The following is a 24040-nucleotide window of genomic DNA, read 5'->3' as shown; positions in this document are numbered from 1 at the left end:
AATAGCCTTGGCTATATATCTAACTCAATTCACCATAACCGATAGATTGGCTGCGCGCCCGACCTTCAAGCAACCTATTTCCGCAGGTCAACACACTAGTTCACTAGATTCACACGGGCCCCATGAGCCACATTTTGAATGAAGTGTCAACTATTGGGGATTAGTCAAAATTCGCACACGCGTTCGATCCTTTCGAACATGTGTCCGCCCCTTGCACTAATGTGCCGGCTATGACTAGCCCGCTTCCTCACATCCCACAACAGTCGCTACCCGCCACTGACAATCTTGCGGATATCTACCGACACGAGTGTCGCGATGACATCGAATTGGCAGCAACGCTACTGAGACACCCGTCTGCTTCACGACGATTTCGGCATGAAGCACTCAACCATTCTTTCCCACTCCCCGACGTGCCCGGACTGTACGCGACAGTCCGTCCTCGTCGTGTCGCAGTTCCTCAGCTGCTAGTCAGAGAGCTATCGCTGCATTATCCCGAATTTTTGTTGATCGGTAGCGAAACTGTCTACCTATTTTCGGTCTCGGTATCGCTGGATATGGATGATGGCGGGGAGATCGCGTGGTCTAAGCAACTACCTCCGGGCGAACGCGAACTTGCGGTCGCACAGGCGATGGTGCCCGACCAATTCGCTGCCTACATGCAAAGAGACGGCATTGATCCGCTGCACCGGGCCCACCACTTTGCATGGCTTGGCACTGCAAACGGGACTGTATTGCCGTCTCCACATCAATTATTCAAGAATGGTCGCACCGCAGCGTAGCGCAGAGAGCTCACCACAACGAGGCACAATTGCCACCGCCAAGCGCCATTAGCGCTGTGTGCCGTAGCTACTCGGCGCTGGCATCGCCGCTTGTTTCGTCGACGTCGTCCTCGTCATCTTCGTCGTCGTAGTCACCGTCGTCGTAGATGTCGTCGTCATCGTCTTCTTCATCATCTACGTATGGCGCGTACAGCGATTCTGCATAGCCGTCATCGACAGGAGCTAACTGATCTTCCCAATCTCCTGCACGTTCAACTGCCAGCGCCAGAACATCCAGCAACTTGTCAAAGTCCTCGAAGGATCCCAACGACAAGACCTCGTTTCGCAAGTCCTGCACATCTGCATAAAGGTCGGCAAACATCCGGCGACGGTCGTCGTCAGTCAAAATCGTTTCGGTATCGGAATCCCAGAACTCAGCAATTGCTTGATCAACAATCTCGTCCAAATTCGCGTCCTGCGACACGAAACGAACATGAGCGCTCGGAACATTGCCATGCGCTGTAACGAGAACCTGTAGCAGAGAGGACTCGCCAATCTCGGCAGATACCAGCGTCGCTTCCTCTGGGTCCTGCTCGAAATCAAGTTCTGCAAGACGATCATCATCGCCATCCAGCAAAGTACGCAGCAATGCCACGACCCTATCCGTAGCCACATGATGAGCGACAGCTGCAACCGCATCTTCAACAGAGAAGACCGCAGAGACCAGCACAGCCTCGAACTCATCGTCTTCATCGTCCACATCAGCTGCGGCAACGTATACCTCAGCTGCCGGAAGGTCTTCATCAATAGTGACGAACTGAACTTCAAGGTCGGATGTGATTGGAACAAACAAAGTGTCGTCGTTTACGCGGCTCTCAATGCCGTCCCGATCCAGCGCAGCAGCGATTTGCTCGAAAAAGCTCATGGGTGGGGATCCTTCCCTCGTCAACAAGAAAGTCACGGCAATTCCTGTACGGTCGCGACCCTCCGCCAATGGTAGCGATAACCAGCCAACAATGTCGTTGTGGCGATCCACCGGCTACCCAACCGAAACTCTGCCCCTCGCTCTACGCCCGGCTCCCCCACCTATCCCCTCGCCTACGCCTACAGCAGCAAATCCTGCTGCCACTCCAACTCGCGTTCCTCGCGCTTGCGTTTCGGGCATGACGAACACAGATCCGCATCCGGAGAATGATAGATCATGCAGCACGTGGCTCGCATCAAGTGCGTCACAACATTAAATGGCGCATCTTCCCCGCTTTTCGCAGCCTCCATGTCCGTGAGCACTACCTCATCTTCACTCACGTCTACGAAACGTGGCGATGGCACTCGATACTCAGTCGCCATACCTTCCACCAACAAGTCACCAACTGCAGCGCCCGCCCACGGCATCATCAATTCATTTCCCGCAGCAACAGCAGCACCAGCCACCGCATCCGCAGCTACGGCCCACAGTGGCGCATCCTTTAGTCCCCCAACATCACCGACTATCTCGGCGACTGGAGCGAGGAAACGAGCAATCGACGCCCCGTATTCAATGACTTTGTCGCCCGAATCCGGCGCCATTTCCATAAATTCGCTACCAGCGAAACCAAGCCAATACGCGTCGCGCTCAAAGACCGTCCACGTGCCCCAATCCAACCTCGGCGCAGACTCACACGCCAAGATTGAAGCAACAGAAGGGTTCACAATCGAACCGCACATCGACCACCACCAGAGCTGAGCTTGAAATCGCGTACTTCCCTCTACATCCGGCATCGGAAAGAGAGCATGACCAGCGTCGATACGGGCACTTACAGTTTTCTCCGATGACAACCAATCCCTGGCGGCATACCCATGATGGTATGCGTCCGCAGACACGTGAACGTCCGGCACCACTTCGGCTCGCAACCGAGGCATCTCACCGAGCAACCGTAAATACTGTTTGCCAATCTCCATTGCATTACTTCCCTCTTGCAGTGCCATAAGCAGTCCACACTTCTGCTAACTCCCAATCTATTGTTGCAAGTAGCACTAGCGACACCACCTCAAGGAGGTACCTACCGATGATCGGCAACAAGAGGCAGAACTCTAAGGACAGCTCCGTCACCGATGCAGTTGGTTCAGATCCAGTGGCGCTCGAACGTGACGCAGGCATGGTTGGCAAGCTGCTCATCCGCACCCTGGATAACGCAATGTCGTGGCAGACAAGCGCTATTTCTGCCTATGTCCGCAGCCTTCGCAAGAAGTCGCCGAAAGACACTCCGGCTCAGATTCAGCAACGGATCGATAAGCACTTGTTGAATATCGTCACCGGCACAGGCGGTGCAGCTGGCGGTGCAGCAGTGATTCCGGGCGTGGGCTTTGTCACCGGCACCTTGGCGGTAGCAGGCGAATCCTTGCTGTTTCTCGAAGCTGCAGCGTGGCACGCTCTTGCATCAGCAGAACTCCGTGGCATCGACATCTCTGAACGGGAGCGTCGTCGTAGCCTCATTCTCGTCTCACTCACCGGTGCACGAGGTACCGCGCTGGTCGCTACGACAATGGGAGACTCGAGCCTGGCAGCCATTCGTCGCAACAACGCAAGCACCAATGCCGGCACCATGATTAATACCCTGGGTGTCCCCCAGCTCGGTGGAATGAACAAGCTGCTGTTCAAGGAAGCACAAAAACGCCTGATGAAGTCAGGGCGAGCTGCACTCCTGGGCAAGATTATGCCAATGGGTATCGGTGTCGTCGTTGGCTCTGTAGCCAACCGAAAGCTGGGCAAGATGCTCATCGAAAACACCCGTACCTCGCTTGGTCCACTCCCCCACAATTGGACTGAGTTTGACGCGGTGGCAGACGCTCACGATAAAACTGACAACGTCGAATCTGCTCGCAACTCTGCAATTTCTGCAGATGCCAAAAAGTAGTCGTCGGGGAATCCCACTTCTGCGTTTCCCAGCACACACATGAATAAAGCAACATCATCTGCGACATCGTTTTTGTGGAAGGCGTGCACACGGCACTTGGGCACAATGCTCGGTGTCGCTGGTGCAACGCTAGCGGTCGTCATTCTTGAAACCGTCTTTCCACTCCTCACCCGCGATGCCATCGACACTGCAACTGGCCAAGGGACGGGTGGCATGGCTGCCCAGACCTTCCCTCAGTTGTCACCACTGACTGCGGTGATCTCTGTATTTATCGCCGTCGGCATCATTCGCTTTGTGGCTCAAGGAGCTCGACGATTTCTCTCGGGCAAACTTTCGCTTGATGTCCAGCATGATTTGCGTGTGCGTTTGCTCGACTCACTGACACTTCTCGACGGCCCGGCCCAAGACCGCATCCGAACCGGCCAAGTGGTGTCCCGGTCTATCTCCGACCTGCAAGCTATTCAGGGTCTTTTGGCGATGCTGCCTTTGACGCTCGGATCGCTGATCAAACTCGTTTTGACCATCATCGTCATGGTGACGTTGTCGATTCCACTCACCCTTGTTGGTCTCGCGGTTGTCCCGATGATCGTCGGAGTCGCGCTCAAATCTCGAGGTATTCTTCATGCCGCGACCTGGTCAGCGCAGCAACAAGCTGCCGATGTCGCCACACATGTCGAGGAAACTGTGACGGGCGTACGCGTCGTCAAGGCATTCGGCCAGGAAGATCGAGAGTCGGAAAAGCTGACCGCACTGTCTCGTCGCTTGTACAGTCTGCGTTTGCGAGCAGCCAAGCTCAATGCGCGGTATCAGCCCGCGCTGCAGTCATTACCTCAGGTATCGCTGGTGGCAAATATCGCGGTTGGTGGCTGGTTGGCGCTGCATGGGCATATTACGGTCGGCACCTTCGTCGCGTTCGCGACATATCTCACCACCATGACGACGCTGTCGCGTTTGTTGGCCAACATGCTCATCAGCTTGCAGCTGACTTCCGCGAGCATTGACCGCGTGGCTGAAGTGATCCGCACCGAGCCTGACTACACAGGCCCCGCCACCTCTGCTCCAATTCCAGATGGCCCAGTAGGCCTCGTCCTCGACAACGTGTCGCACTCTCGCAAGAACCGGGTGCTGCTGTCAGACTTTTCGGTCACGGTGCCACCTGCCACCACTCTCGCGCTGGTGGGTCCACCGGGCGCCGGTAAGACCATTCTTACCGAGCTACTCGGTGGCTTTTACCAGCCAGACTCGGGAAGTATTTCCCTTTTGGGAAGTAACGGTGAGACAGTCGACTTCACTGCACTGTCGAGCAATGATGCTCGTTCCATCGTTACCGTCGTCCCCGACGAACCACACCTTTTCTCCGGCACTTTGCGCGACAATATCCTCTTTGCCAATCCGCAGGCTTCCAACGCGGAACTCGAAGCGGTCGCCGCCGATGCCCAGGTCACCTTCGTTGATCAGCTCCCCAACGGCTGGGATACCGTTATCGGCGAGCGTGGCCATAATCTCTCCGGCGGTCAACGCCAGCGCGTTGCTCTCGCCCGTGCCTTCCTTGCCAATCCCCGCATTCTGGTTCTCGACGATGCGACTTCCGCAATCGACGCATCCACCGAAGCCCTCATTTTCAACGCTTTACGACGACGCTGTGTCGACACCACCGTCATCGTCGTGGCTCACCGCTCGTCGACGCTCGACATCGCTGACGACATCGTCGTCATGGAAGAAGGGGCCATAACAGGGCATGGATCGTGGAATGAGCTCGCTGCTACGCATCCGCGCTTTGTCAATCTGATGGACGTCACGCCACAGCAGTTGGCGCAAGCCCGTGCAGCGCATGCGGCATCTAACTCGGGGCAATTGCCGTTAGTCCTTGACGAACCAGATGCGGCGGGGCCGACGTGGGTGGAACTTTGGCCAGATACGGCTGACGCCGATAGTGCTGGTGTAGCGTCGCAGTCCACGTCGCAACGCATGGTGGCTTCGCATGCGGCCACGGCAGCGCCTCAAGGCCCGCCTGGACGCGGCGGTGGCGGTGGTGGCCCGATGGGTTCTGCAATGCTCAACGCACCTGCAACTCCCGAGTTGCTTCAACGCATTGAGGCATTGCCCCCTGCCACAGAAGAGCCTGCTATCCGTACAGCTGCTTTCGATGGATCGGAATCATTTTCGCTTCGGGCTCTCCTGGGTCACGCGAAATGGCTCATTACTACTGTTGTCGTATTGCTCGCAGTATCTGCTGCCGCAGATTTGTCATTTCCGATGCTTGTCCGTCACGCAGTTGACCGAGGCATCACCCAAGGCAACGAACAGTCTTTGTGGCTAGCGGCTCTGGGTGGCTTATTCGTTGTAGCTACCAGCTGGCTCGCAGTCGCTGGCACCACGGTATTGGCATCGCGTACTGGTGAACGACTTCTCTATGCACTTCGGATTCGCTCGTATCGCCACCTGAATTCGCTTGGCCTGAACTACTTTGAAAGTCAGCGATCCGGCAGCATCATGACCAGGATGACTACCGACATCGATGCCCTGTCGTCATTCCTGCAGACTGGTGTAGCCCAGGCCATTACGGCCCTCTTCACTCTCGCGGGTGTCACGATCATGTTGGTTTCCACTGACGTGTCGCTCGCCATGGTCGCATTGATTGCGGTCCCCATCATCGCCGTCGCGACGACCATTTTTCGAGGTATTTCGTCCAAGCTCTACAAAGCAGCTCGCGAGCAGGTTTCAACCGTCAACGCTGATTTCCAGGAAGCTATCGGTGGACTCCGAAACGTCCAAACCTTCCAGCGTCGCGACGACATCTTGGCCGACTTCTCTGAAGAATCCGCCCTCTATCGAACACTTCGCAATCGTGCTCAGGTCGCCGTTTCTGTCTTCTTCCCTGGTATCAACTTCGTCGCTGAACTCACGACGGCAGCCGTTCTCGCCGTAGGTGCTCAACAAGTGATGAGCGGGACCGCATCCCCCGGAACACTCATCGCATTCACCCTCTACCTCGGTATGCTTTTCGGACCGATCCAGCAGCTATCCCAAGTTTTCGACGGATACCAGCAAGCAAAGGTTGGCCTCGACCGCATCTCGGGTCTCCTGTCCAGCCCGCCAATGCCTGACGACGGCACCCACCCTGGCGCTCACACCGCCGCCAGCGGTGAGATCAGCCTTGACGGTGTCGACTTCCGCTACTCCATGACTGCGAACGCCCCTGCAATTTTGCAGGACTTCTCCCTCTCGATTTCTCCCGGCGAAACTGTCGCCGTCGTTGGCGCGACTGGAGCTGGAAAGTCGACCGTCGTTAAGCTTCTTGCACGGTTCCATGATCCTGTTGCAGGGCGAGTCACGGCGGAAGACACAGACATTCGTGAGTTTCCTCTCCACGACTGGCGCACCAGCCTTGGCTATGTCCCGCAAGAACCGCATTTGTTTACCGGAACGATCGCATCGAATATTGCGTATGGAAACCCCGAGGCGACTCCCCAGGCGATCACCGTTGCAGCTCGTCGGGTTGGAGCGCTCAATATCATTGCGAGCATCCCCGGCGGATTTCACCACCCTGTCGGGGAACGCGGGCGTGGCCTCTCTTCGGGGCAGCGACAGATCATCGCACTGGCGAGGGCTCAGCTCGTCGAACCCAAGCTCCTGCTTCTCGACGAAGCCACAGCAACCCTTGACCCAGCCACCGAGGCCACCGTCTTGAATGCAGCCCATTTGGCCACTCGTCGACAGACATCTGTGATCGTCGCTCACCGCCTTGCTACAGCAGCACGAGCAGATCGAATTATTGTCCTCGAGGCAGGACGCGTTGTCGAGGAGGGCACCCATTCTGAATTGCTCCGGGCGGGCGGCTACTACCAAAAGCTTTGGGACACGTACCATAAGGGCAACGGGGTCATGGAGACTTCATAAAGATGCGGTTATGCTTGATTGACCAACAAAAATTATCTTCCGCATTGTTGTTCTCCGCTTCAACCCTGCGGTGCATGCAAACAAACACGAAATGAGGCGAGTACCTGCCGTGAGCAGCGACATGAGCTTCGGCCAGAACGAATGGCTGGTCGACGAGATGTTCCAGCAGTTCAAGAAGGATCCGCAGTCCCTGAGTCAGGAATGGCGTGATTACTTCGCTAAGAACGCCTCCGGTATGGAGGCCAACGTTCAGCCAGTAACCGCAGGTCCAGCAGCGTCATCCGCTGCTGCGACTGCAGCTGAGGCCAAGGAAACCGGAAAGCGCCCATCCAAGGGCGTGGAACCAACCCAGTCTCCACAGAAGCAGCCAGCTCGTAAGCCTAAGCAGTCTCCAATGGATGCTGTCGAAAAGGTCGGCGACGTTGAATCCGGCGAGGCTCCATTGCGCGGTGTCGCTAAGGCTATCGCCAAGAACATGGATATCTCGCTGGAGATTCCAACCGCGACGTCTGTACGCGATATGCCAGCTCGCCTCATGTTCGAGAACCGCGCTCTGATTAACGATCAGCTGAAGCGTTCTCGTGGTGGCAAGATTTCCTTCACCCACATCATCGGCTACGCCATGGTGAAGGCTGTCATGCTGCACCCAGACATGAACAACAGCTACAAGGTTGTTGACGGCAAGCCAGTCCTGGTTACTCCAGAGCACATCAACCTGGGGCTGGCTATCGACATGCCAGCAAAGGACGGCTCCCGCTCCCTCGTTGTAGCAGCTATTCGCGAATGTGAAACGCTGTCCTTCAAGGAGTTCCTGGATGCGTACGAGGACATCGTTTCTCGCGCCCGTGTCGGAAAGCTGACCGGCAAGGATTTCCAGGGCGTCACCATTTCGCTGACCAACCCAGGTGGCATCGGTACCCGCCACTCGGTTCCGCGTTTGACCAAGGGCCAGGGCGCCATCATTGGTGTCGGCTCGATGGATTACCCAGCAGAGTTCGCTGGCGCTTCGGCAGACCGTCTTGCCGAGCTCGGTGTTGGCAAGCTTGTCACCATTACTTCCACCTACGACCACCGCATCATTCAGGGTGCAGAGTCTGGTGAGTTCTTGCGCACGATGAGCAACCTGCTTATCGACGACAAGTTCTGGGATCACATCTTCGAAGTCATGGGTGTTCCTTACACCCCTGTCCGCTGGGCACAGGATTTGCCGAACACGGGTATCGACAAGAACACCCGCGTTATGCGCCTCATCGAGGCATACCGGTCCCGTGGCCACCTGCTGGCAGACATTGACCCGCTGCACTTTGACCACCCGAACATCATCACTCCAGACCACCGTGACCTAGATATCGCTTACCACGGCCTGTCGGTTTGGGACTACGACCGCACGTTCAACGTCGGTGGTTTCGGCGGCAAGGAGTCCATGACGCTGCGCGAGGTACTGTCTCGCCTGCGCAATGCTTACTGCCTCAAGGTCGGTACCGAGTACACGCATATTCTCGATGCTGATGAGCGTGAGTGGCTGCAGGAGCGCGTCGAAGGTGGCCAGCCAAAGCCAACCCATGCCGAGCAGAAGTACATCCTGCAGAAGCTGAATGCAGCTGAGGCATTCGAAAACTTCTTGCAGACCAAGTACATCGGCCAGAAGCGCTTCTCCCTCGAAGGTGCAGAGTCGCTTATTCCTTTGATGGACTCGGCAATCGACACCGCTGCTGGCGCTGGCCTCGACGAGGTTGTCATCGGTATGCCTCACCGTGGTCGCCTCAATGTTCTGGCGAACATCGTCGGCAAGCCTTTTAGCCAAATTTTCACTGAGTTCGAAGGCAACATGGACCCAGCTCAGGCTGGTGGCTCTGGTGACGTGAAGTACCACCTCGGTACCCAGGGTCGCCATATCCAGATGTTCGGCGAAGGCGAAATCGACGTCACGCTGACTGCTAACCCATCGCACCTCGAAGCTGTCAACCCTGTTGTTGAGGGTCTCGCCCGCGCTAAGCAGGACATGCTCAATCTCGGCGACGAGGGCTACACCGTTATGCCAATGCTGCTCCACGGTGACGCAGCATTCGCAGGCCTTGGCATCGTTCAGGAAACCCTGAACCTGATGGCTCTGCGCGGATACAAGGTCGGCGGCACCGTTCACATCATCGTGAACAACCAGATCGGCTTTACGACGTCGCCAGATAGCGGTCGCTCCTCCTACTACTGCACCGACATTGCTAAGACCTACGGTTGCCCAGTCTTCCACGTCAACGGTGATGACCCGGAGGCAGTTGCTTGGGTCGGTAAGCTCGCAGTCGATTACCGTAACCGCTTCGGCAAGGATGTCTTCATCGACCTCGTTTGCTACCGCAAGCGTGGCCACAACGAGGCCGACGATCCATCGATGACCCAGCCAGCAATGTACGGCGTCATCGACAACAAGGAAGGCGTTCGCGCTCAGTACACCGAAGACCTCATTGGTCGCGGTGACCTGTCCCAGGAAGAGTACGAAGCAGTTCGCCAGGACTTCCACGATCAGATGGAAGCAGTCTTCAACGAAGTCCGCTCCTCTAACAAGGGTGGCAAGCCAGGTGACCAGACTGGTATTGCTGGCTCCCAGCCATTGCCACACGGTCTGGACACCAGCATCGACAAGGTCGAGCTGCAGGCTATGGGCCAGGCATTCATCAACACGCCAGAAGGCTTCACCATTCACCCTCGCGTTCGCCCTGTCGCAAAGAAGCGCGCACAGATGACACAGGAGGGTGGCATCGACTGGGGTACCGCAGAGCTCCTCGCTTTCGGTTCCTTCACTGGTGCTGGTCGCACCGTTCGCCTCGCTGGTGAGGATGTCCGTCGCGGTACTTTCACCCAGCGTCACGCAGTATTCGTCGACCCGAACACGGGCGACGAGTACAACGCAATGGACGCCTACGGTCAGGCACAGGGCAACGGTGGCCGCTTCATGGTCTACAACTCCGCTCTGACCGAGTACGCAGGCATGGGCTTCGAGTACGGCTACACCTTGGGTAACCCAGATGCAGTCGTCGCTTGGGAAGCACAGTTCGGTGACTTCGCTAACGGCGCTCAGACCATGATCGACCAGTACGTCGCATCCGGTGAAGCCAAGTGGGGTCAGACCTCCAAGCTGATCCTGCTGCTGCCACACGGCTACGAGGGTCAGGGACCTGACCACTCCTCCGCTCGCATCGAGCGCTTCCTGCAGCTGTGTGCAGAAGGTTCCTACACGGTCGCACAGCCTTCGACTCCTGCGAACTACTTCCACTTGCTGCGTCGTCACGTTCTCTCGGATCTGCACCGACCATTGGTTGTCTTCACTCCGAAGTCGATGCTGCGCAACAAGATGGCAGTGTCTGGCCCCGAAGAGTTCACCGATGTCAAGAAGTTCCAGTCCGTCATCGACGATCAGAACTTCGCAGGCAAGGACAAGAGCAAGGTCACTAAGATCTTGCTGTGCTCCGGCAAGATCTACTGGGAGCTCGAGAAGAAGCGTCAGAAGGAAGGCCACGAGGACACCGCTATTGTCCGACTGGAAATGCTGCACCCAGTGCCGTTCAACCGTCTGCGCGAGACCTTCGAGTCTTACCCGAACGCCACCGAAGTTCGCTTCGTTCAGGATGAACCAGCGAACCAGGGCCCATGGCCATTCCTGGCACTGCAGCTTCCAGAGTTGCTGCCAGACATGCCAAAGCTGAAGCGTGTCTCTCGCCGCGCACAGTCCTCGACTGCAACCGGTGTTGCAAAGGTTCACGCAATGGAAGAAAAGGCGCTCCTGGAAGAGGCGTTCCGCTAATCCCGGGATTGCCGAGAGCCTTAGCTTTCTAAGCGATATTGGCTGGTCAACTTAGTTCACTAGCCAATGAAGGGTGGGAGTTTCCACGGAAACTCCCACCCTTTTCGCTTTTGGGCACATTCGACCGGGTTAACTCATCGAAACGTCGAAAAGCCCCATGAACAGGCATTTTGATACCATGGAAGCATGGACAGCGACATAGTAATGCGGATTATCTTGTTCGTCGTGATGGTAGTTGGCGGAGCGGTCATCATGTGGGTCGCTTCCGCGGCGGCATCGGGGAAACTTAAGCGAAACGCCATCGCCGGGATTCGTACTTCTGCAACAATCGCCAGTGATGAAGCTTGGCTCCGTGCCCATCAACGCACCAAGACCATCACGATGGTTGCGGGCGCAATCATGATGCTCAGTGGCCTGGGTGCATTGTTCCAGCAGTACATGCTTGGAGTGATCATCACCATCTTGGTGGGTGCAACAATTGCCGTCGCCCTGATTACCTATTCGGCGGTTCTGGGTAACCGCGCGGCTCGCGAAGCATCGACCAAGTAATTAGGCCGACCTCGTTGGCACAGCCAACTAGCGATGACGCTGATGCGGTGGCCAATCCCCGTCAATCGCGTGTTCAGCCTGATAGATAGCCTGAGACACCAAGTTTAAAGCGTGCTCGTCCTGCATAGAGTAATAGACACGAGTACCTTCCTGACGTGTAGTCACCATGCGAGCCAGGCGTAGTTTTGCTAAATGCTGGGAAACGCTGGTTGGGGTCTTTTCTACCTTCTCGGCAATTTCCCCAACAGGCAATTCGCCGTCGCGCAAAGCCAAAACGATTTTCAGTCGCGTCGTATCGGCAAGCATGGAAAACACTTCCACTGCTACGTCGATATACGGCGAATCAAGATCGAGGGAAGTGTGCTCTGCAAGGAGCAGGTCGTCGTGATCATCGTGCATAGTTGGCACACTACCACCTAGATATGCCCCCTACCTGCACATATCCACAGGTATCTAACCTGTTGCAAACTTGGAGGTCGCAAGCCACTCTTCAGCGATGGCCGCTGGCTCACCGCCGTTAACAACATCCTTCGTCATCTGCGCTACTTCTTTTGTAGTTAGAGAACCTGCAACTCGGTTCAACGCGTCAACGCGATCACGCCGGGTCAGTGCTGGCACCGAATAGAACGGCACAACATGCTGAGGCAATGATGCACCAGGATTGGCCTTGTTCACGTCATCGCACCCTTGGGCGTTCGACGGGTCTGTTGCCATCATTGACCCCGGTAGAGACTCTGAAAATGCCGCGTACGTTGTGTCACGCCATTCGGGCGATAGTTCCTTATCAGGATCGTCGTCACGTGCATATTCTTCCGCAAGCTCCCGGGCACGAGCTGGATCCAGCAAACCTAAAAGTTCGCCTGTGCAGCCAAATGCCATGGTCGCTTCACCGGAACGGACTGCGGAGATTCGCTCCCCCGACGCCAATCCTGTGAGCGTCACGCCCTCACGGCCGGAGCGCTGAAAAGAACCAGCATAAACTTCAGCCAGAACCAACTGCTGTGGATCAGTGCCATAGGCCCCCACAGTTACCTGGCTGTCCTGTACAGCGGGACGACTCATCGTAGGCTCATTGGAAGCACACGACGTCAGCAGTGCAGCTCCGGCTACGAGCACTGCGACAGTAGGCTTTATGCTTGAGTGGTTCTTCATCAGTCCTAGGTTAAAGGAGCTTTGTTATGGGCGACAATCAGCGGGCGACCCGTCGCGTGGCTATGTCTTCGTCCAGTGGCTCTGGGAATAACACTGTCAACGGAGCGATTAGAGATTGCGCAGTGTTCGTAGGTGGTAAACGCCTTCCTGGCAAGTACGATCACCGTTCAGGTCGCGCAGAGGTCAACCGTTTCGGCGAGGGCTTCACCTGGTTGTCATTGTCACGGCCTAACGAAACACAAATGGACTCAATCGCCGAAGTTTTCGGCTTGCATGAGCTCACGGTTGAAGATGCGCTGACTCAACGTCAACGCCCTAAAGTCGAAATGCACGACGACCACATGGTGTTCGTTCTCCGTTCAATCCATTATTCGCCAGATGGCCTGGCCGACGATGAGAACGAGTTCATTCATTCCGGCCAGCTGCTCATGGTCGTTGGCAACGATTACATCATCACTATCCGTATGGGCATGCCACGCGATGATATGAAGTGGATGACCCAGCGAGTCGAATCTGACCCGGAAGTGTTACAGCAGGGTCCCGCTGGTGTGCTGTGGGCGCTGACCGACTTGTTGGTTGACAACTACCTGCGCATTGTTCACCAGCTGGAAGATCGCGTTGAGGACATGGAGAACTCCGTATTCGAGCCTCAGCAAGATTCGGATATCGAGGAAGTGTACATCCTCAAACGAGAAATCCTAGAGATGCGCCATGCCATCGAACCGCTCACCCCAGCGCTAAACACACTGGTCAATATGCGTGGCAAACTTATGCCCAAAGCGATTCGACGCTACTTGTCTGACGTCCTTGATCACCAGCTTGTTGCCGCCGACATGGTCCAGGGATTCGATGAACGACTATCTGCACTTATCGACGCCGCTGCCGTGAAGATCCAACTCCAACAAAACCGTGATATGCGTACGATCTCGGCATACGCCGCAATTCTTGCCGTACCAACGGCACTAGCCGGCATTTATGGAATGAACTTCGATAATATGCCCGAGCTACATATGGAGTACGGCTATTTCGTAGTCATCGGCATTATGTTGGCGATCGTTCTTGTCCTCGTTTGGGTGCTCAAACGCAACAAGTGGCTTTAACGTCCGCCTAGGCGACGCTGGGCAAGGACATCCCTTGCTTTCTCAGCGTTGCGTGGATGGCAGAGCACGTCGTAACGCCCGGCAACGATTTCCGTTGTTGATGCAAAATCTCGCTTCCCCTTTTGCATCGCGTACGGCACCGCGGCAAGCACGATGCCAAACACAGCACCGACGACTACACCTGTGAGCAGCGGCGGGATCCAGTCTTCCTGGAAAAGGCCGAGCAGCAGGCCGAAGAACACGCCCATCCACACGCCATACATTGCCCCACCACCCAGAACTTTCGGCCATGTGAGGCGACCCACCACACGCTCGACTTGCATCAGGTCTACACCGACGATGGTGAGGTCTGACACTGGGAACTCGTCACGATCACTCAGCTCGTCGACCGCTGCCTGCGCCTGGCTGTACGTGCTAAAACTGCCGACTGGCCATCCTTCAGGAACCGAGGGCTCTCGGCCACTATGTGATTGTGGAGGCTGACCTGGTCGTGTCATCGAAGAGTCTCTCTTTCTCATTTCAGCTGCGTCTTACCTGTTCAACGCATTGACTCACAGTCTTGTTCCCTCATTTGTATTCTTATCTATTATGAGTGGAATTCAGCGCGTGTATGCGGGTCGTTTGGTGGGCATGCAGGTCCGAAACCCCGATGGTGATTCCATTGGTCGTGTTCGTGACATCGTCGTTCGCTTGCGGCCTTCTGGTGCATCGTCGTTGGCATTGGGCCTCGTCGTTGAGATCACCGATAAGCGACGCCTGTTCATTCCTATGGGGCGGTGTGTCGTCGAGCCACGGGAAATCCTCATGGTTTCCGGTCAGATCTCCATGCGCCAGTTCAAAACGCGCCCGGGTGAGTCCACCATCATTGGCGATATCGTCGGAACGAAAGTGCAGATCGATGATCCGGATCTGGAGAAGCTCCACGGTGTTCCACAAGAGGTAACGGATATCGAATTGGAGCGGAACCGCACCCGAGACTGGGTGTTGACACGTGTTGCTGTATTGGGGCCGAAGCGTGGCTGGAGTGGCCGTCGTGAAGTAAACGTTGCGCCATGGAATCACGTGCATGGATTGGGGGTCAGCACCTCCCCGCTGGATTCAGATGCCGAGATTATCGCCGAATTCCATGAAATGCGTCCGGCCGACGTCGCGCATGCGATCTCATCGATGCCGACGGAGAGGCGCCGTCGTATCGCCGAAGCTCTTGCCGACGAACTGCTCGCCGACATTATTCAGGAGCTTCCAGACGAAGATCAGACAGAAGTGCTCGAAGACATGAATCTTGAGCGTGCAGCCGACATTCTGGAGGAAATGGATCCAGACGATGCTGCCGACTTACTCGGCGAGCTCGATGAAAACCGCGCCGACGTGTTGCTTGATTTGATGGCTCCTGAAGAGTCTCAGGCGCTACGCCGCTTGATGGTGTTCGAACCAGATACTGTCGGCGGTTTGATGACATCCGATCCACTAATTCTGCAGCCCAACTCAACAGTTGCTGAGGCGCTGGCCCGAGCGCGTGATCCCGAGCTGCCGACGTCATTGGCTTCGATGGTGTTTGTGGTCCGCCCACCCACGGCAATTCCGACTGGCAAGTACCTAGGCTGTGTCCACTTGCAGAAACTCTTGCGCGAACCGCCATCCACGCAGATCGGTGGCATCTTGGATCCAGATCTGCCACGCTTGTTCGCTGAGGACAGCGACGAGACTGCTGCACGCTACTTTGCTACCTATAACCTGGTGTGTGGTCCAGTCGTTGACAGCGAAGGCCATTTGCTGGGCGCACTCGCTGTCGATGACTTGCTTGATCATTTGCTGCCCGAAGATTGGCGTGAGCATGGCATTCGTCCCGAAGGAACTCCACCGTCTGAAAGCACGCAGTCGACCAATCCACAGTCGAGAAATCCACGTACCAACGGAGGTGTGTCGTGAGGTCGATTGATCGTGATCGCAGTGACCGCCGAAATGAGTTGGTCACCCCAGTTACCGAGCGTCGGCGCAATATCGTCAACTTCGATGGTGACCGCGTTGGCGAAGTCGCTGAGAGTATTGCTCGTTTCTTGGGAACGGGTAAGTATCTGGCATATCAGACGATTTTCGTCATCATCTGGGTATTGCTGAATATCGGAGGCATGAAGTGGAACTGGGATCCTTATCCATTCATTCTGCTCAACCTTGCATTCTCAACCCAGGCTGCTTACGCCGCTCCGCTTATTCTGTTGGCCCAGAATCGCCAGGAGGATCGCGACCGTGCTGCTATCGCGGAAGACCGTCGTCGATCGGAAGAAACCAAGGCTGACACCGAGTTCTTGGCACGGGAAATTGCCGGCGTGCGCGCAGTAGTCGGCGACGCAGTTACTCGTGACTATCTACGCCGAGAGCTGGAGGATGTCACGAACGCTTTGGAACGCATTGAGGCCAAGTTGTACCAATCGCAGCCGCATCCAGAATCCCATCATGACCTACCCCATAGCCCACATCACCGGCCTGAGGGCAACGGTACTCAGGCGGAAACGTAGAATCGACAATTGATGAGTACACAAATTACTGAAGCACAAGTCCGCACCGCGTTGGCGCAGGTTGAGGACCCCGAAGTTCGTCGCCCAATCACCGAGATTGGCATGGTGAAGTCCATTGATATTTCCGATAGCAATGACGTAGCCGTCGAAATTTATTTGACTATCGCTGCTTGCCCGATGCGCAACGTCATCGTTGAACGTACAGAAGAAGCGGTTAAGGGCATTGACGGTGTCGGTACCGTCAGCGTTACGACGGACGTCATGAACGACGAACAGCGGCGCGAGTTCCGCAATGCCGTGCGTGGTTCGACATCTGAGCCTGTTATTCCATTTGCCCAGCCTGATTCACGTACGCGCGTATACGCTGTTGCTTCCGGTAAGGGTGGCGTTGGCAAGTCGTCTGTGACGGTGAACCTGGCTGCTGCCTTGGCAGCGAAGGGTCTTGCTGTCGGTGTTCTCGACGCCGATGTTTATGGTCACTCTGTCCCCCACATGATGGGTTCGACTGACAAGCCGCATCAGGTCGATGACATGATTATGCCTCCACAGGCTCATGGCGTATCTCTGATCTCTATCGGACACTTTGTCGATGACAACGCTCCTGTTGTGTGGCGTGGTCCGATGCTGCACCGCGCGATTCAGCAGTTCCTTGCTGACGTGTTCTGGGGCGACTTAGACGTATTGCTCTTCGACTTGCCACCAGGAACGGGCGACATTGCTATTTCCGTGTCGCAGTTGGTACCGAACGCTGAGCTTCTCATCGTCACCACCCCGCAAATGGCTGCAGCTGAAGTTGCCGAGCGTGCCGGCACGATTTCTCTCCAGACTCGCCAGCGTATCGCCGGTGTCATTGAGAACATGAGCTGGATGGAAATGCCAGACGGTTCGAAGATGGATGTTTTCGGCTCTGGTGGTGGCCAGACTGTAGCTACTCGACTCACCCAGCTGACGGGCGCAAACGTGCCGTTGTTGGGCCAGATTCCATTGGATACCCGCCTGCGTGAGGGCGGCGACGAAGGCACCCCTATTGCCCTGTCGTTGCCAGAGTCCGGCGCTGGTAAGGCGTTGAACGATATCGCTGAGAAGCTTGTAGTTCGTCGCGAGTCGCTTGCTGGCAAGTCCCTGGGACTTGGCGTTACCCCTAAAAACTAGTCCATTAGTAAGGCATCAATCATGACCCTCCTGCCCGTAACCGCTCCCATCGCTGTAGCGCCTATGGCTGGAGGTCCATCAACCCCTGAGCTTGCAGCCGCAGTTTCCACCGCAGGTGGCCTCGGCATGCTTGCTGCAGGCTATCTGACGGCTGATGCCATGGCAGCCCAGATCACCGCTACTCAGCAGCTGTTGAGTGCCGTCGACTCTGACACCGCCCTGCCTTTTGGCATCAACCTCTTCGTTCCCGAGACAGAGTCCGATCCGCGGGATCCCGCTGACCACGAAGCGTGGGAAGTTTATCGAAACCTCCTCCACCGAGATTTTCCAGATGTCGGACTCCCCTGCGAACCTCGCTGGTCTGACGACGATTGGCAAGCCAAGCTCCGCCTCCTCACCACGGACCTACACGTCCCATTTGTGTCATTCACGTTCGGGTTGCCTCGCCTCGGCGTCGTAAAGCAGCTGCAAGAACGCGGTACTACTGTAGGCGTGACGGTAACCAACGTTGCCGATGCGCAGGCTGCCCTGGAATTGGGTGTCGATGTGCTTATTGCTCAGGGCATCGAGGCAGGAGGACACCAGTCCACGTTTACAACGGCTGAGCCTGCTCCTACGCATTCCATTCGAGAGCTACTCGATAAATTGCGCCCGGTGCTGTCGAACGCTGCGAAGCCCGACACTGAGGTTACTGTCATCGCAGCGGGTGGTGTTGCGGGTCCACATGATGTCGATGAGCTCATTGCTGCAGGTGCCGACATTGTTCAGGTTGGCACGCTGTTCTTGACGACGGACGAGGCGGGCACCAAACCCGTACACAAGGCAGCGTTGCTGTCTGGTGAATTCGAGGACACTGTTCTCACTCGTGCTTTTTCGGGTCGGCTCGCCAGGTCATTGGTCAATCAATTCACGAAGGAATTCACTGCTGTCGCACCCGCGGTATACCCACAGGTGCACTATTTGACCTCACCAATTCGCACTGCCTCTGCGGAAAACAACAGCCCCGAAGCCCTCAATTTGTGGGCCGGGACTGGATTTGTCAACTGCCAGGAACTCCCTGCAGGAGTCCTTGTTCGCTGGTTGGCATCGAAAGCTCACTGAACACCGCGCTCAAGCTGACGTGGGGTTCAACGCTGCTTTAAAGGACGTCGTCGTCGACCCAGCTGGTCTGCTGTGGTTGCTCCGCAGGAGCTGCGTCACTCGGATTCCTTGAGCTTGCTGGCGCAGGATGTTGCACTTCAGGGGCGGTCTGCGCTGGTCGTGCCACCGCAGCGGGAGAGACGGCGGGCGCTTGACCAGCCGAGGTCGCCCCTGTCTGTCCGGCCGCACCGGCTCCCCTGGCTTCACTGGCATCTCCACCAGCGGCTGGTTTGCCGGAGAGCAAGTCAAGATACGTATCGTCGCCGTCGAAAAGCGTGCGCGTAATTGCGGTGCGTGGATTCAGACTACGCAGCTGACCGATGTCCTCGAGGGGCTTGCGGAGCTCATCAAAGTCCTCACCAAATTCACCAGCGAGGCTCTGTTTGGCATCGTCAATAGCGGTGCGAGCAGCGAGAATCATCGCACGCACATCCGCGATGAGCTTCGGCAGTCGCTCAGGCCCAATCAGAACTAGGCCGACGATGAAAAGTACGAGGATTTCTCCCCAGCCAACATTGGTGAACACGTGTATCAACCTTAGTCAACGGCACATCGTCTCGCACAGATAGGTACGACACGGCGTGCGCCCAATCAAACACTTGCTTTACGACGGAGTCACCGTCAACTCGACACGCTGCCCTTCACGAACAACCGTGACGGGCAAAGCTTCCCCTGGCTTCGCCAATGCAGCAGACCAAATTGCCACTGTCAGCTCATCGGCAGACTCAACAGCGCGATCTCCGACGGCGGTCACGACATCGCCCTCCATGATTCCGGCTTGCTCGGCAGGCCCTCCGGCAGCGACGGTAGCGATTTCAGCGCCGGCAAGAGTGCCGTTGATGGCGGTGCGCGTCGTCACGCCAATTGAGGGGTGGTGTGGCTGCTCCCCTGCAATGAGCTGCTCTGCGATGCTCTTTGCCGTATTCATCGGGATAGCAAAACCCAATCCCTGCGAACCGCCGGATACCGAGAAAATGACGGTGTTAATACCAATCACCGCACCTCGCATATCCACTAACGGACCACCCGAGTTTCCTGGGTTAATGGAAGCGTCAGTTTGGATTGCATCGGCGACACCGTCGGTGTCGGTGCCTTCGCCGGACAACTTCACCGGGCGCTGGAGCGCCGAGACGATGCCCTGGGTAACTGTGCCCTGCAACCCTTGCGGTGATCCCATGGCTACAACGCCGTCACCAACTTTCACTGCATCAGAATCGGCGAGCTGGGCGACTTTCAACCCGGTTACGTTTTCTACTTTCACGACAGCCAGATCCGTCATGGTGTCTCGGCCGACGAGCGTCGCATCCACCTGGCGCGCTTCGCCACCCTCACTGAACTGAACCTTGATCTCTGCGTCAGTTTTGTCGGCAGCAATTGAAACCACGTGATTGTTTGTCAGGATGTATCCGGCACCGTCGATGACCACACCCGATCCCACGCCCGACATTTCGCCGGCACCCACAGAAATCGACACCACAGCGGGCCGGATAGTCTCGGCAACCTCACCAATCGCCGTCAGATCTGTACCACCAGCACGACCATCGACCTGCCGAAGCTCAACAGCCTCGTAGCTCGCGCGCGTCGTCTTCCCTGCCCAGCCACCGATAAAACCGCCAACACCGCCGATAGCAAGAACCACTGCCGAAGCAAGCGCTACGGATCGCCACGGCACGATACGGCCAAAAAGAGCTTCCCGTATATCAACTTTCGGGATCGGTCGCACCGGATCTTCCTCACGCGCCCCGGCCTGCTTCGCCGGTGCACCGCTGATCATCTGCGTGGAATCGTCGTGCCACGGGGAGTATGTGTTTGTCGACGATTCGTCGTCACGCGTGAGCTGTGATTCAGGGATGGGTGGGCGTTGAAGGCCACCAGCTTCGCCTGGTTGAGGGGCGAATCGGTTCACTGCCCGGTTCTCGCTTTACGTAGATTGCGCAGCACAGATTCGACTGCTGCGACTAGGGACTCTGGACGTCGATGAGCAAGGTTGCGGGCATCAGGAACATCCGAAGGAACTGTCGATTCAGACAGAGATGCCAGCCGTGCGCGTAGATCGGATGGTATGTGGAACTCGCCCGAGTCGCGGAGACGCTGAGCTGCCTGGCGTTGCCGAGCTACTTCCCTGCGACACTCAGGGCAAGCCAGTAGATGCTGCATAGCGCGCTTATGAGCAGCCGGCATCAATTCACCGTCGACGAACGCGGCGACTGCCTCCGTGCACAGATGATCTGTGGACGCGAACTGCTCCGATGAGCGGTAATCAGACAAACCCATACCTCCTTGTGCCCACCATAGTCCCAGAGGGAATCAGTATGCAGGAGCGACGGAACGCTTGTTCTTCTCTGCCTTCTCCAACGATGCGCGCAACTGAGTACGGGCTCGGTGAATACGGGAACGTACCGTCCCCATCTTGATGCCGAGTGTGTCCGCAATTTCTTCATAGGACAAACCCACGACATCACACAGCACAACGACTGCGCGGTAGTCCGGCTGTAGCTCGTTCAAAGCGAACTCGAGATCTGCATCGAGATTCGAATCAACGAATACCTGCTCTGGAGTTGGCTCATTGCCTGGAACTCGCTCGTAGTTCTCCGGCAGTGCCTCCATACGGATCGTCTGCCGGTGCCGCACCATGTCCAAAAACAAGTTAGTGGTAATTCGATGCAACCAGCCCTCAAACGTTCCTGGCTGGTACCGCTTCAACGAACGGAACACTCGAATAAACGTTTCCTGCGTTAGATCTTCTGCATCATGCGGATTGCCACTGAGCCGGTATGCCAACGAATACACACTGCCTGCATGCTGCTCGACCAATTCGGACCACGTTGGCATATCACCCACGCCAGCATCGAACGCAGCCGTGCCACTAAGGGCTACGTCTGCCGTTTCAGGTGCGGTTCCGTGAATTGTCATGAAGAACATTGTTCCTTATCAGTCTGGGCTCTGATTGACCTTATCCTGATAAACCGTTGAGAGTACAAAATACATTTGGTAACACTGGCCCCAACCTGCAGCGTTTTCGGGCGTGCCATGCCTGGACAGGTGCTTTTTCTTCTATGCTTCAAGATTGTGACTGAATCCACTTCCTCGAATGCCCCATTTTCCGCACTGGACGCAATTCGCAACCACATCAATTCCACAACTGTTGCCGACGAGGCGCTAGTTGCTGCTCGTGATGATGCCGCCGAATTCGGCCTCAGCACCCCTGACGATGTAAGTGGCTCCGTGCTCACCATGCTCATGACGTTGGCAACCGCTCGTCGGACCACCAACGCAGCCGCTGTTGCAGCAACTCCTGCTGCTGGTGTTGTGGGCCTACACTTGATCGCCGGAATGCCAAACGGTGGCCAGCTGACGTGCATCGACCCAGAGATCGAGCACCAGAAGTTGGCTCGTGACGCATTCAAGCGGGCGGGCGCTGTGGCGTCTCGTCACCGCTTCCTGCCATCGCATCCACGAGAAGTCCTCGGTCGCCTGGCTCTTGATGCCTACGACTTGGTCTATATCAATGCGGAACCAACCGATGTCATTGCAATTCAGGAGTTGGCGTGGCCTCTGCTGCGTTCCGGCGGTGTGCTTGTTTTTACGGGAGTACTTCTCGACGGCACGGTGGCCGACGATACTCGTACTGACCGCGATACCGTGGCAGCGCGTGAGGCAGAGAAGCATCTTCTCGCTATTGAGGATGCCACCATCGCGCGCCTGCCTATCGGTGCTGGCACTGTCGTGTTGGTGAAGAACTAGAGAACGCGCTGCCGACTGTGGTGCGTTAGTTCAGCACCATTGCTAGACAAAAAATGAGGCTGACCGGAAATGATTCCGGTCAGCCTCATTTTGTTGATGTGGAAGCTATTAAATAACTTCACCCTTGCCAACGGCGACGACTCCGCCAGCGGAAACCTTGAAGCGTTCAGCATCTGCTTCTGGATCGACGCCAATGATTGCACCATCGGAGACGACAACGTTCTTGTCCAGAATTGCGTGGCGAACAACTGCACCACGGCCGACGCGGACACCCGGGAACAGAACTGAGCCTTCGACAGTTGCGCCATCTTCGACGATGACGTTCGTGCTCAGAACTGAATTGCGGACAGTGCCACCGGAGACAATGGTTCCGGCACCAACCATCGAAGCCTGGGCGATGCCGCCCTGGACGAACTTGGCTGGTGGCAGGTTCTCCTCAGAGAAAGTGTGGATTGGCCACTTCTTGTTGTACAGGTTGAACACAGGCAGAACCGAGATCAGATCCATGTTCGCTTCGTAGAAAGCGTCGATGGTACCGACGTCACGCCAGTAGCCCTTGTCTCGCTCCGTCTCGCCTGGAACGAAGTTGTCCTTGAAGTCGTAGACGTAAGCTTCACCTTCATCGACCAACATTGGGATGATATCTCCACCCATGTCATGGTCAGACTCTTCGTTTTCGGAGTCACGCTTAATAGCGTCAATGAGTGCGGACGTGGTGAACACGTAGTTACCCATCGAGGCGAAAGTAGCGTCTGGGTCATCCGGGGTGCCCGGAGGATCCGCTGGCTTCTCCAGGAAGCTGGTGATTCGATTGTTGTCATCAGCATCGATGCAACCGAATGCGTGAGCTTCCTTGCGTGGCACGCGAATACCTGCGACAGTCACACCTGCGCCAGACTCGATGTGTGCCTGGACCATCTGCTCTGGGTCCATGCGGTACACATGGTCAGCACCGAAAACGATGACGTACTCAGGATCCTCGTCGTAGACAAGGTTAAGGGACTGCAGAATTGCGTCTGCCGATCCGGTGAACCAGCGCTTGCCCAGTCGCTGCTGCGCCGGCACAGGGGTGACGTACTGGCCGGTGATGCCGGACAGCTGCCATGCCTGAGAAATGTGGCGGTCGAGCGAATGGGACTTGTACTGGGTCAGCACACAGATTTTCACATAACCTGCGTTAACCAGATTCGACAGCACAAAGTCGATGAGCCGGTAGCTTCCTCCGAAAGGAACGGCGGGCTTTGCGCGATCCTCCGTCAGTGGGAAAAGGCGCTTGCCCTCGCCGCCGGCGAGAACGATGGACAGAACATGTGGTTGACTCCTCACGTCTTCCAACCTA

Annotated in this window: 21 protein-coding genes; 11 read left to right on the top strand and 10 right to left on the bottom strand. The window is 56.5% G+C overall.

Annotation, left to right across the window (positions count from 1 at the left end):
- Positions 1-230: 230 nt before the first annotated feature.
- Positions 231-779: a hypothetical protein gene (locus tag WG938_RS04020; protein WP_339977803.1), complete on the top strand. Its 549-nt coding sequence runs from the start codon at positions 231-233 to the stop codon at positions 777-779.
- Between the two features lie 67 nt (positions 780-846).
- On the opposite strand, the gene WG938_RS04015 is transcribed toward WG938_RS04020, so the two are convergent.
- A complete protein-coding gene (locus tag WG938_RS04015; RefSeq protein WP_339977801.1) occupies positions 847-1683 on the bottom strand; it encodes a hypothetical protein in 837 nt (278 codons plus the stop codon).
- 179 nt (positions 1684-1862) lie between these two features.
- Positions 1863-2696: a (2Fe-2S)-binding protein gene (locus WG938_RS04010; RefSeq protein WP_339977799.1), complete on the bottom strand. Its 834-nt coding sequence runs from the start codon at positions 2694-2696 to the stop codon at positions 1863-1865.
- 107 nt (positions 2697-2803) lie between these two features.
- Here WG938_RS04010 and WG938_RS04005 point away from each other — a divergent pair, with 107 nt between their 5' ends.
- From WG938_RS04005 to WG938_RS03990, 4 genes are all read left to right on the top strand, one after another.
- Entirely contained in the window at positions 2804-3652 is an 849-nt protein-coding gene (locus tag WG938_RS04005; RefSeq protein ID WP_339977797.1) for a hypothetical protein, read from the top strand.
- 105 nt (positions 3653-3757) lie between these two features.
- Positions 3758-7552 (top strand): ABC transporter ATP-binding protein, encoded by a 3795-nt coding sequence (locus WG938_RS04000; RefSeq protein WP_339978809.1) that lies wholly within the window; start codon positions 3758-3760, stop codon positions 7550-7552.
- A 109-nt stretch (positions 7553-7661) separates the two neighbouring features.
- Positions 7662-11348 (top strand): multifunctional oxoglutarate decarboxylase/oxoglutarate dehydrogenase thiamine pyrophosphate-binding subunit/dihydrolipoyllysine-residue succinyltransferase subunit, encoded by a 3687-nt coding sequence (locus tag WG938_RS03995; protein ID WP_339977795.1) that lies wholly within the window; start codon positions 7662-7664, stop codon positions 11346-11348.
- Between the two features lie 186 nt (positions 11349-11534).
- Positions 11535-11897, top strand: coding sequence for an SdpI family protein (locus WG938_RS03990; RefSeq protein WP_339977793.1), 363 nt, complete (start codon positions 11535-11537; stop codon positions 11895-11897).
- 27 nt (positions 11898-11924) lie between these two features.
- On the opposite strand, the gene WG938_RS03985 is transcribed toward WG938_RS03990, so the two are convergent.
- Positions 11925-12296 carry an ArsR/SmtB family transcription factor gene (locus WG938_RS03985; RefSeq protein ID WP_339977791.1) on the bottom strand — a complete coding sequence of 124 codons (372 nt, stop codon included), beginning with the start codon at positions 12294-12296 and terminating at the stop codon, positions 11925-11927.
- A 54-nt stretch (positions 12297-12350) separates the two neighbouring features.
- On the bottom strand, positions 12351-12959 hold the full coding sequence (locus tag WG938_RS03980) for a hypothetical protein (RefSeq protein WP_339977789.1): 609 nt from the start codon (positions 12957-12959) through the stop codon (positions 12351-12353).
- 116 nt (positions 12960-13075) lie between these two features.
- On the opposite strand from WG938_RS03980, the gene corA reads away from it, so the two are divergent.
- Positions 13076-14149 carry a magnesium/cobalt transporter CorA gene (corA, locus tag WG938_RS03975; RefSeq protein WP_339977787.1) on the top strand — a complete coding sequence of 358 codons (1074 nt, stop codon included), beginning with the start codon at positions 13076-13078 and terminating at the stop codon, positions 14147-14149.
- Here corA and WG938_RS03970 read toward each other — a convergent pair.
- Positions 14146-14646, bottom strand: coding sequence for a general stress protein (locus WG938_RS03970; RefSeq protein WP_339977785.1), 501 nt, complete (start codon positions 14644-14646; stop codon positions 14146-14148). The genes corA and WG938_RS03970 overlap by 4 nt on opposite strands.
- A gap of 91 nt (positions 14647-14737) precedes the next feature.
- Between WG938_RS03970 and WG938_RS03965 the strand changes: the two genes are divergently transcribed.
- Genes WG938_RS03965 through WG938_RS03950 form a run of 4 tightly spaced genes read left to right on the top strand, consistent with a single transcriptional unit; the run spans position 14738 to position 18918 of the window.
- Positions 14738-16078 carry a magnesium transporter MgtE N-terminal domain-containing protein gene (locus WG938_RS03965; RefSeq protein ID WP_339977783.1) on the top strand — a complete coding sequence of 447 codons (1341 nt, stop codon included), beginning with the start codon at positions 14738-14740 and terminating at the stop codon, positions 16076-16078.
- Positions 16075-16665, top strand: coding sequence for a DUF1003 domain-containing protein (locus WG938_RS03960; protein ID WP_339977780.1), 591 nt, complete (start codon positions 16075-16077; stop codon positions 16663-16665). Before WG938_RS03965 ends, WG938_RS03960 begins: the two co-directional genes overlap by 4 nt.
- Positions 16666-16677: 12 nt before the next feature.
- Positions 16678-17817 (top strand): Mrp/NBP35 family ATP-binding protein, encoded by a 1140-nt coding sequence (locus tag WG938_RS03955; RefSeq protein ID WP_339977778.1) that lies wholly within the window; start codon positions 16678-16680, stop codon positions 17815-17817.
- 21 nt (positions 17818-17838) lie between these two features.
- Positions 17839-18918: a nitronate monooxygenase gene (locus WG938_RS03950; RefSeq protein ID WP_339977776.1), complete on the top strand. Its 1080-nt coding sequence runs from the start codon at positions 17839-17841 to the stop codon at positions 18916-18918.
- A 37-nt stretch (positions 18919-18955) separates the two neighbouring features.
- Here WG938_RS03950 and tatB read toward each other — a convergent pair whose 3' ends face one another.
- The 4 genes from tatB to sigE all read right to left on the bottom strand — a co-directional run bounded on the left by tatB (position 18956) and on the right by sigE (position 21870).
- A complete protein-coding gene (gene tatB / locus WG938_RS03945) occupies positions 18956-19483 on the bottom strand; it encodes a Sec-independent protein translocase protein TatB (protein ID WP_339977774.1) in 528 nt (175 codons plus the stop codon).
- Between the two features lie 78 nt (positions 19484-19561).
- A complete protein-coding gene (locus WG938_RS03940; protein WP_339977772.1) occupies positions 19562-20863 on the bottom strand; it encodes a S1C family serine protease in 1302 nt (433 codons plus the stop codon).
- On the bottom strand, positions 20860-21231 hold the full coding sequence (locus WG938_RS03935) for an anti-sigma factor family protein (RefSeq protein WP_339977770.1): 372 nt from the start codon (positions 21229-21231) through the stop codon (positions 20860-20862). Before WG938_RS03935 ends, WG938_RS03940 begins: the two co-directional genes overlap by 4 nt.
- A 33-nt stretch (positions 21232-21264) precedes the next feature.
- Complete coding sequence (gene sigE, locus WG938_RS03930; RefSeq protein WP_339977768.1) at positions 21265-21870, bottom strand: RNA polymerase sigma factor SigE; 606 nt, start codon at positions 21868-21870, stop codon at positions 21265-21267.
- A gap of 156 nt (positions 21871-22026) precedes the next feature.
- On the opposite strand from sigE, the gene WG938_RS03925 reads away from it, so the two are divergent.
- Positions 22027-22701, top strand: coding sequence for an O-methyltransferase (locus WG938_RS03925; RefSeq protein WP_339977766.1), 675 nt, complete (start codon positions 22027-22029; stop codon positions 22699-22701).
- A gap of 108 nt (positions 22702-22809) precedes the next feature.
- On the opposite strand, the gene glgC is transcribed toward WG938_RS03925, so the two are convergent.
- Positions 22810-24027, bottom strand: coding sequence for a glucose-1-phosphate adenylyltransferase (gene glgC, locus WG938_RS03920; protein WP_339977764.1), 1218 nt, complete (start codon positions 24025-24027; stop codon positions 22810-22812).
- Between the last annotated feature and the right edge of the window lie 13 nt (positions 24028-24040).

Source organism: Corynebacterium sp. H113 (assembly GCF_037572315.1).
GTDB lineage: Bacteria > Actinomycetota > Actinomycetes > Mycobacteriales > Mycobacteriaceae > Corynebacterium.
The sequence above is the reverse complement of the archived record's forward strand: the minus strand, read 5'-3'. Positions and strand labels throughout refer to the sequence as shown.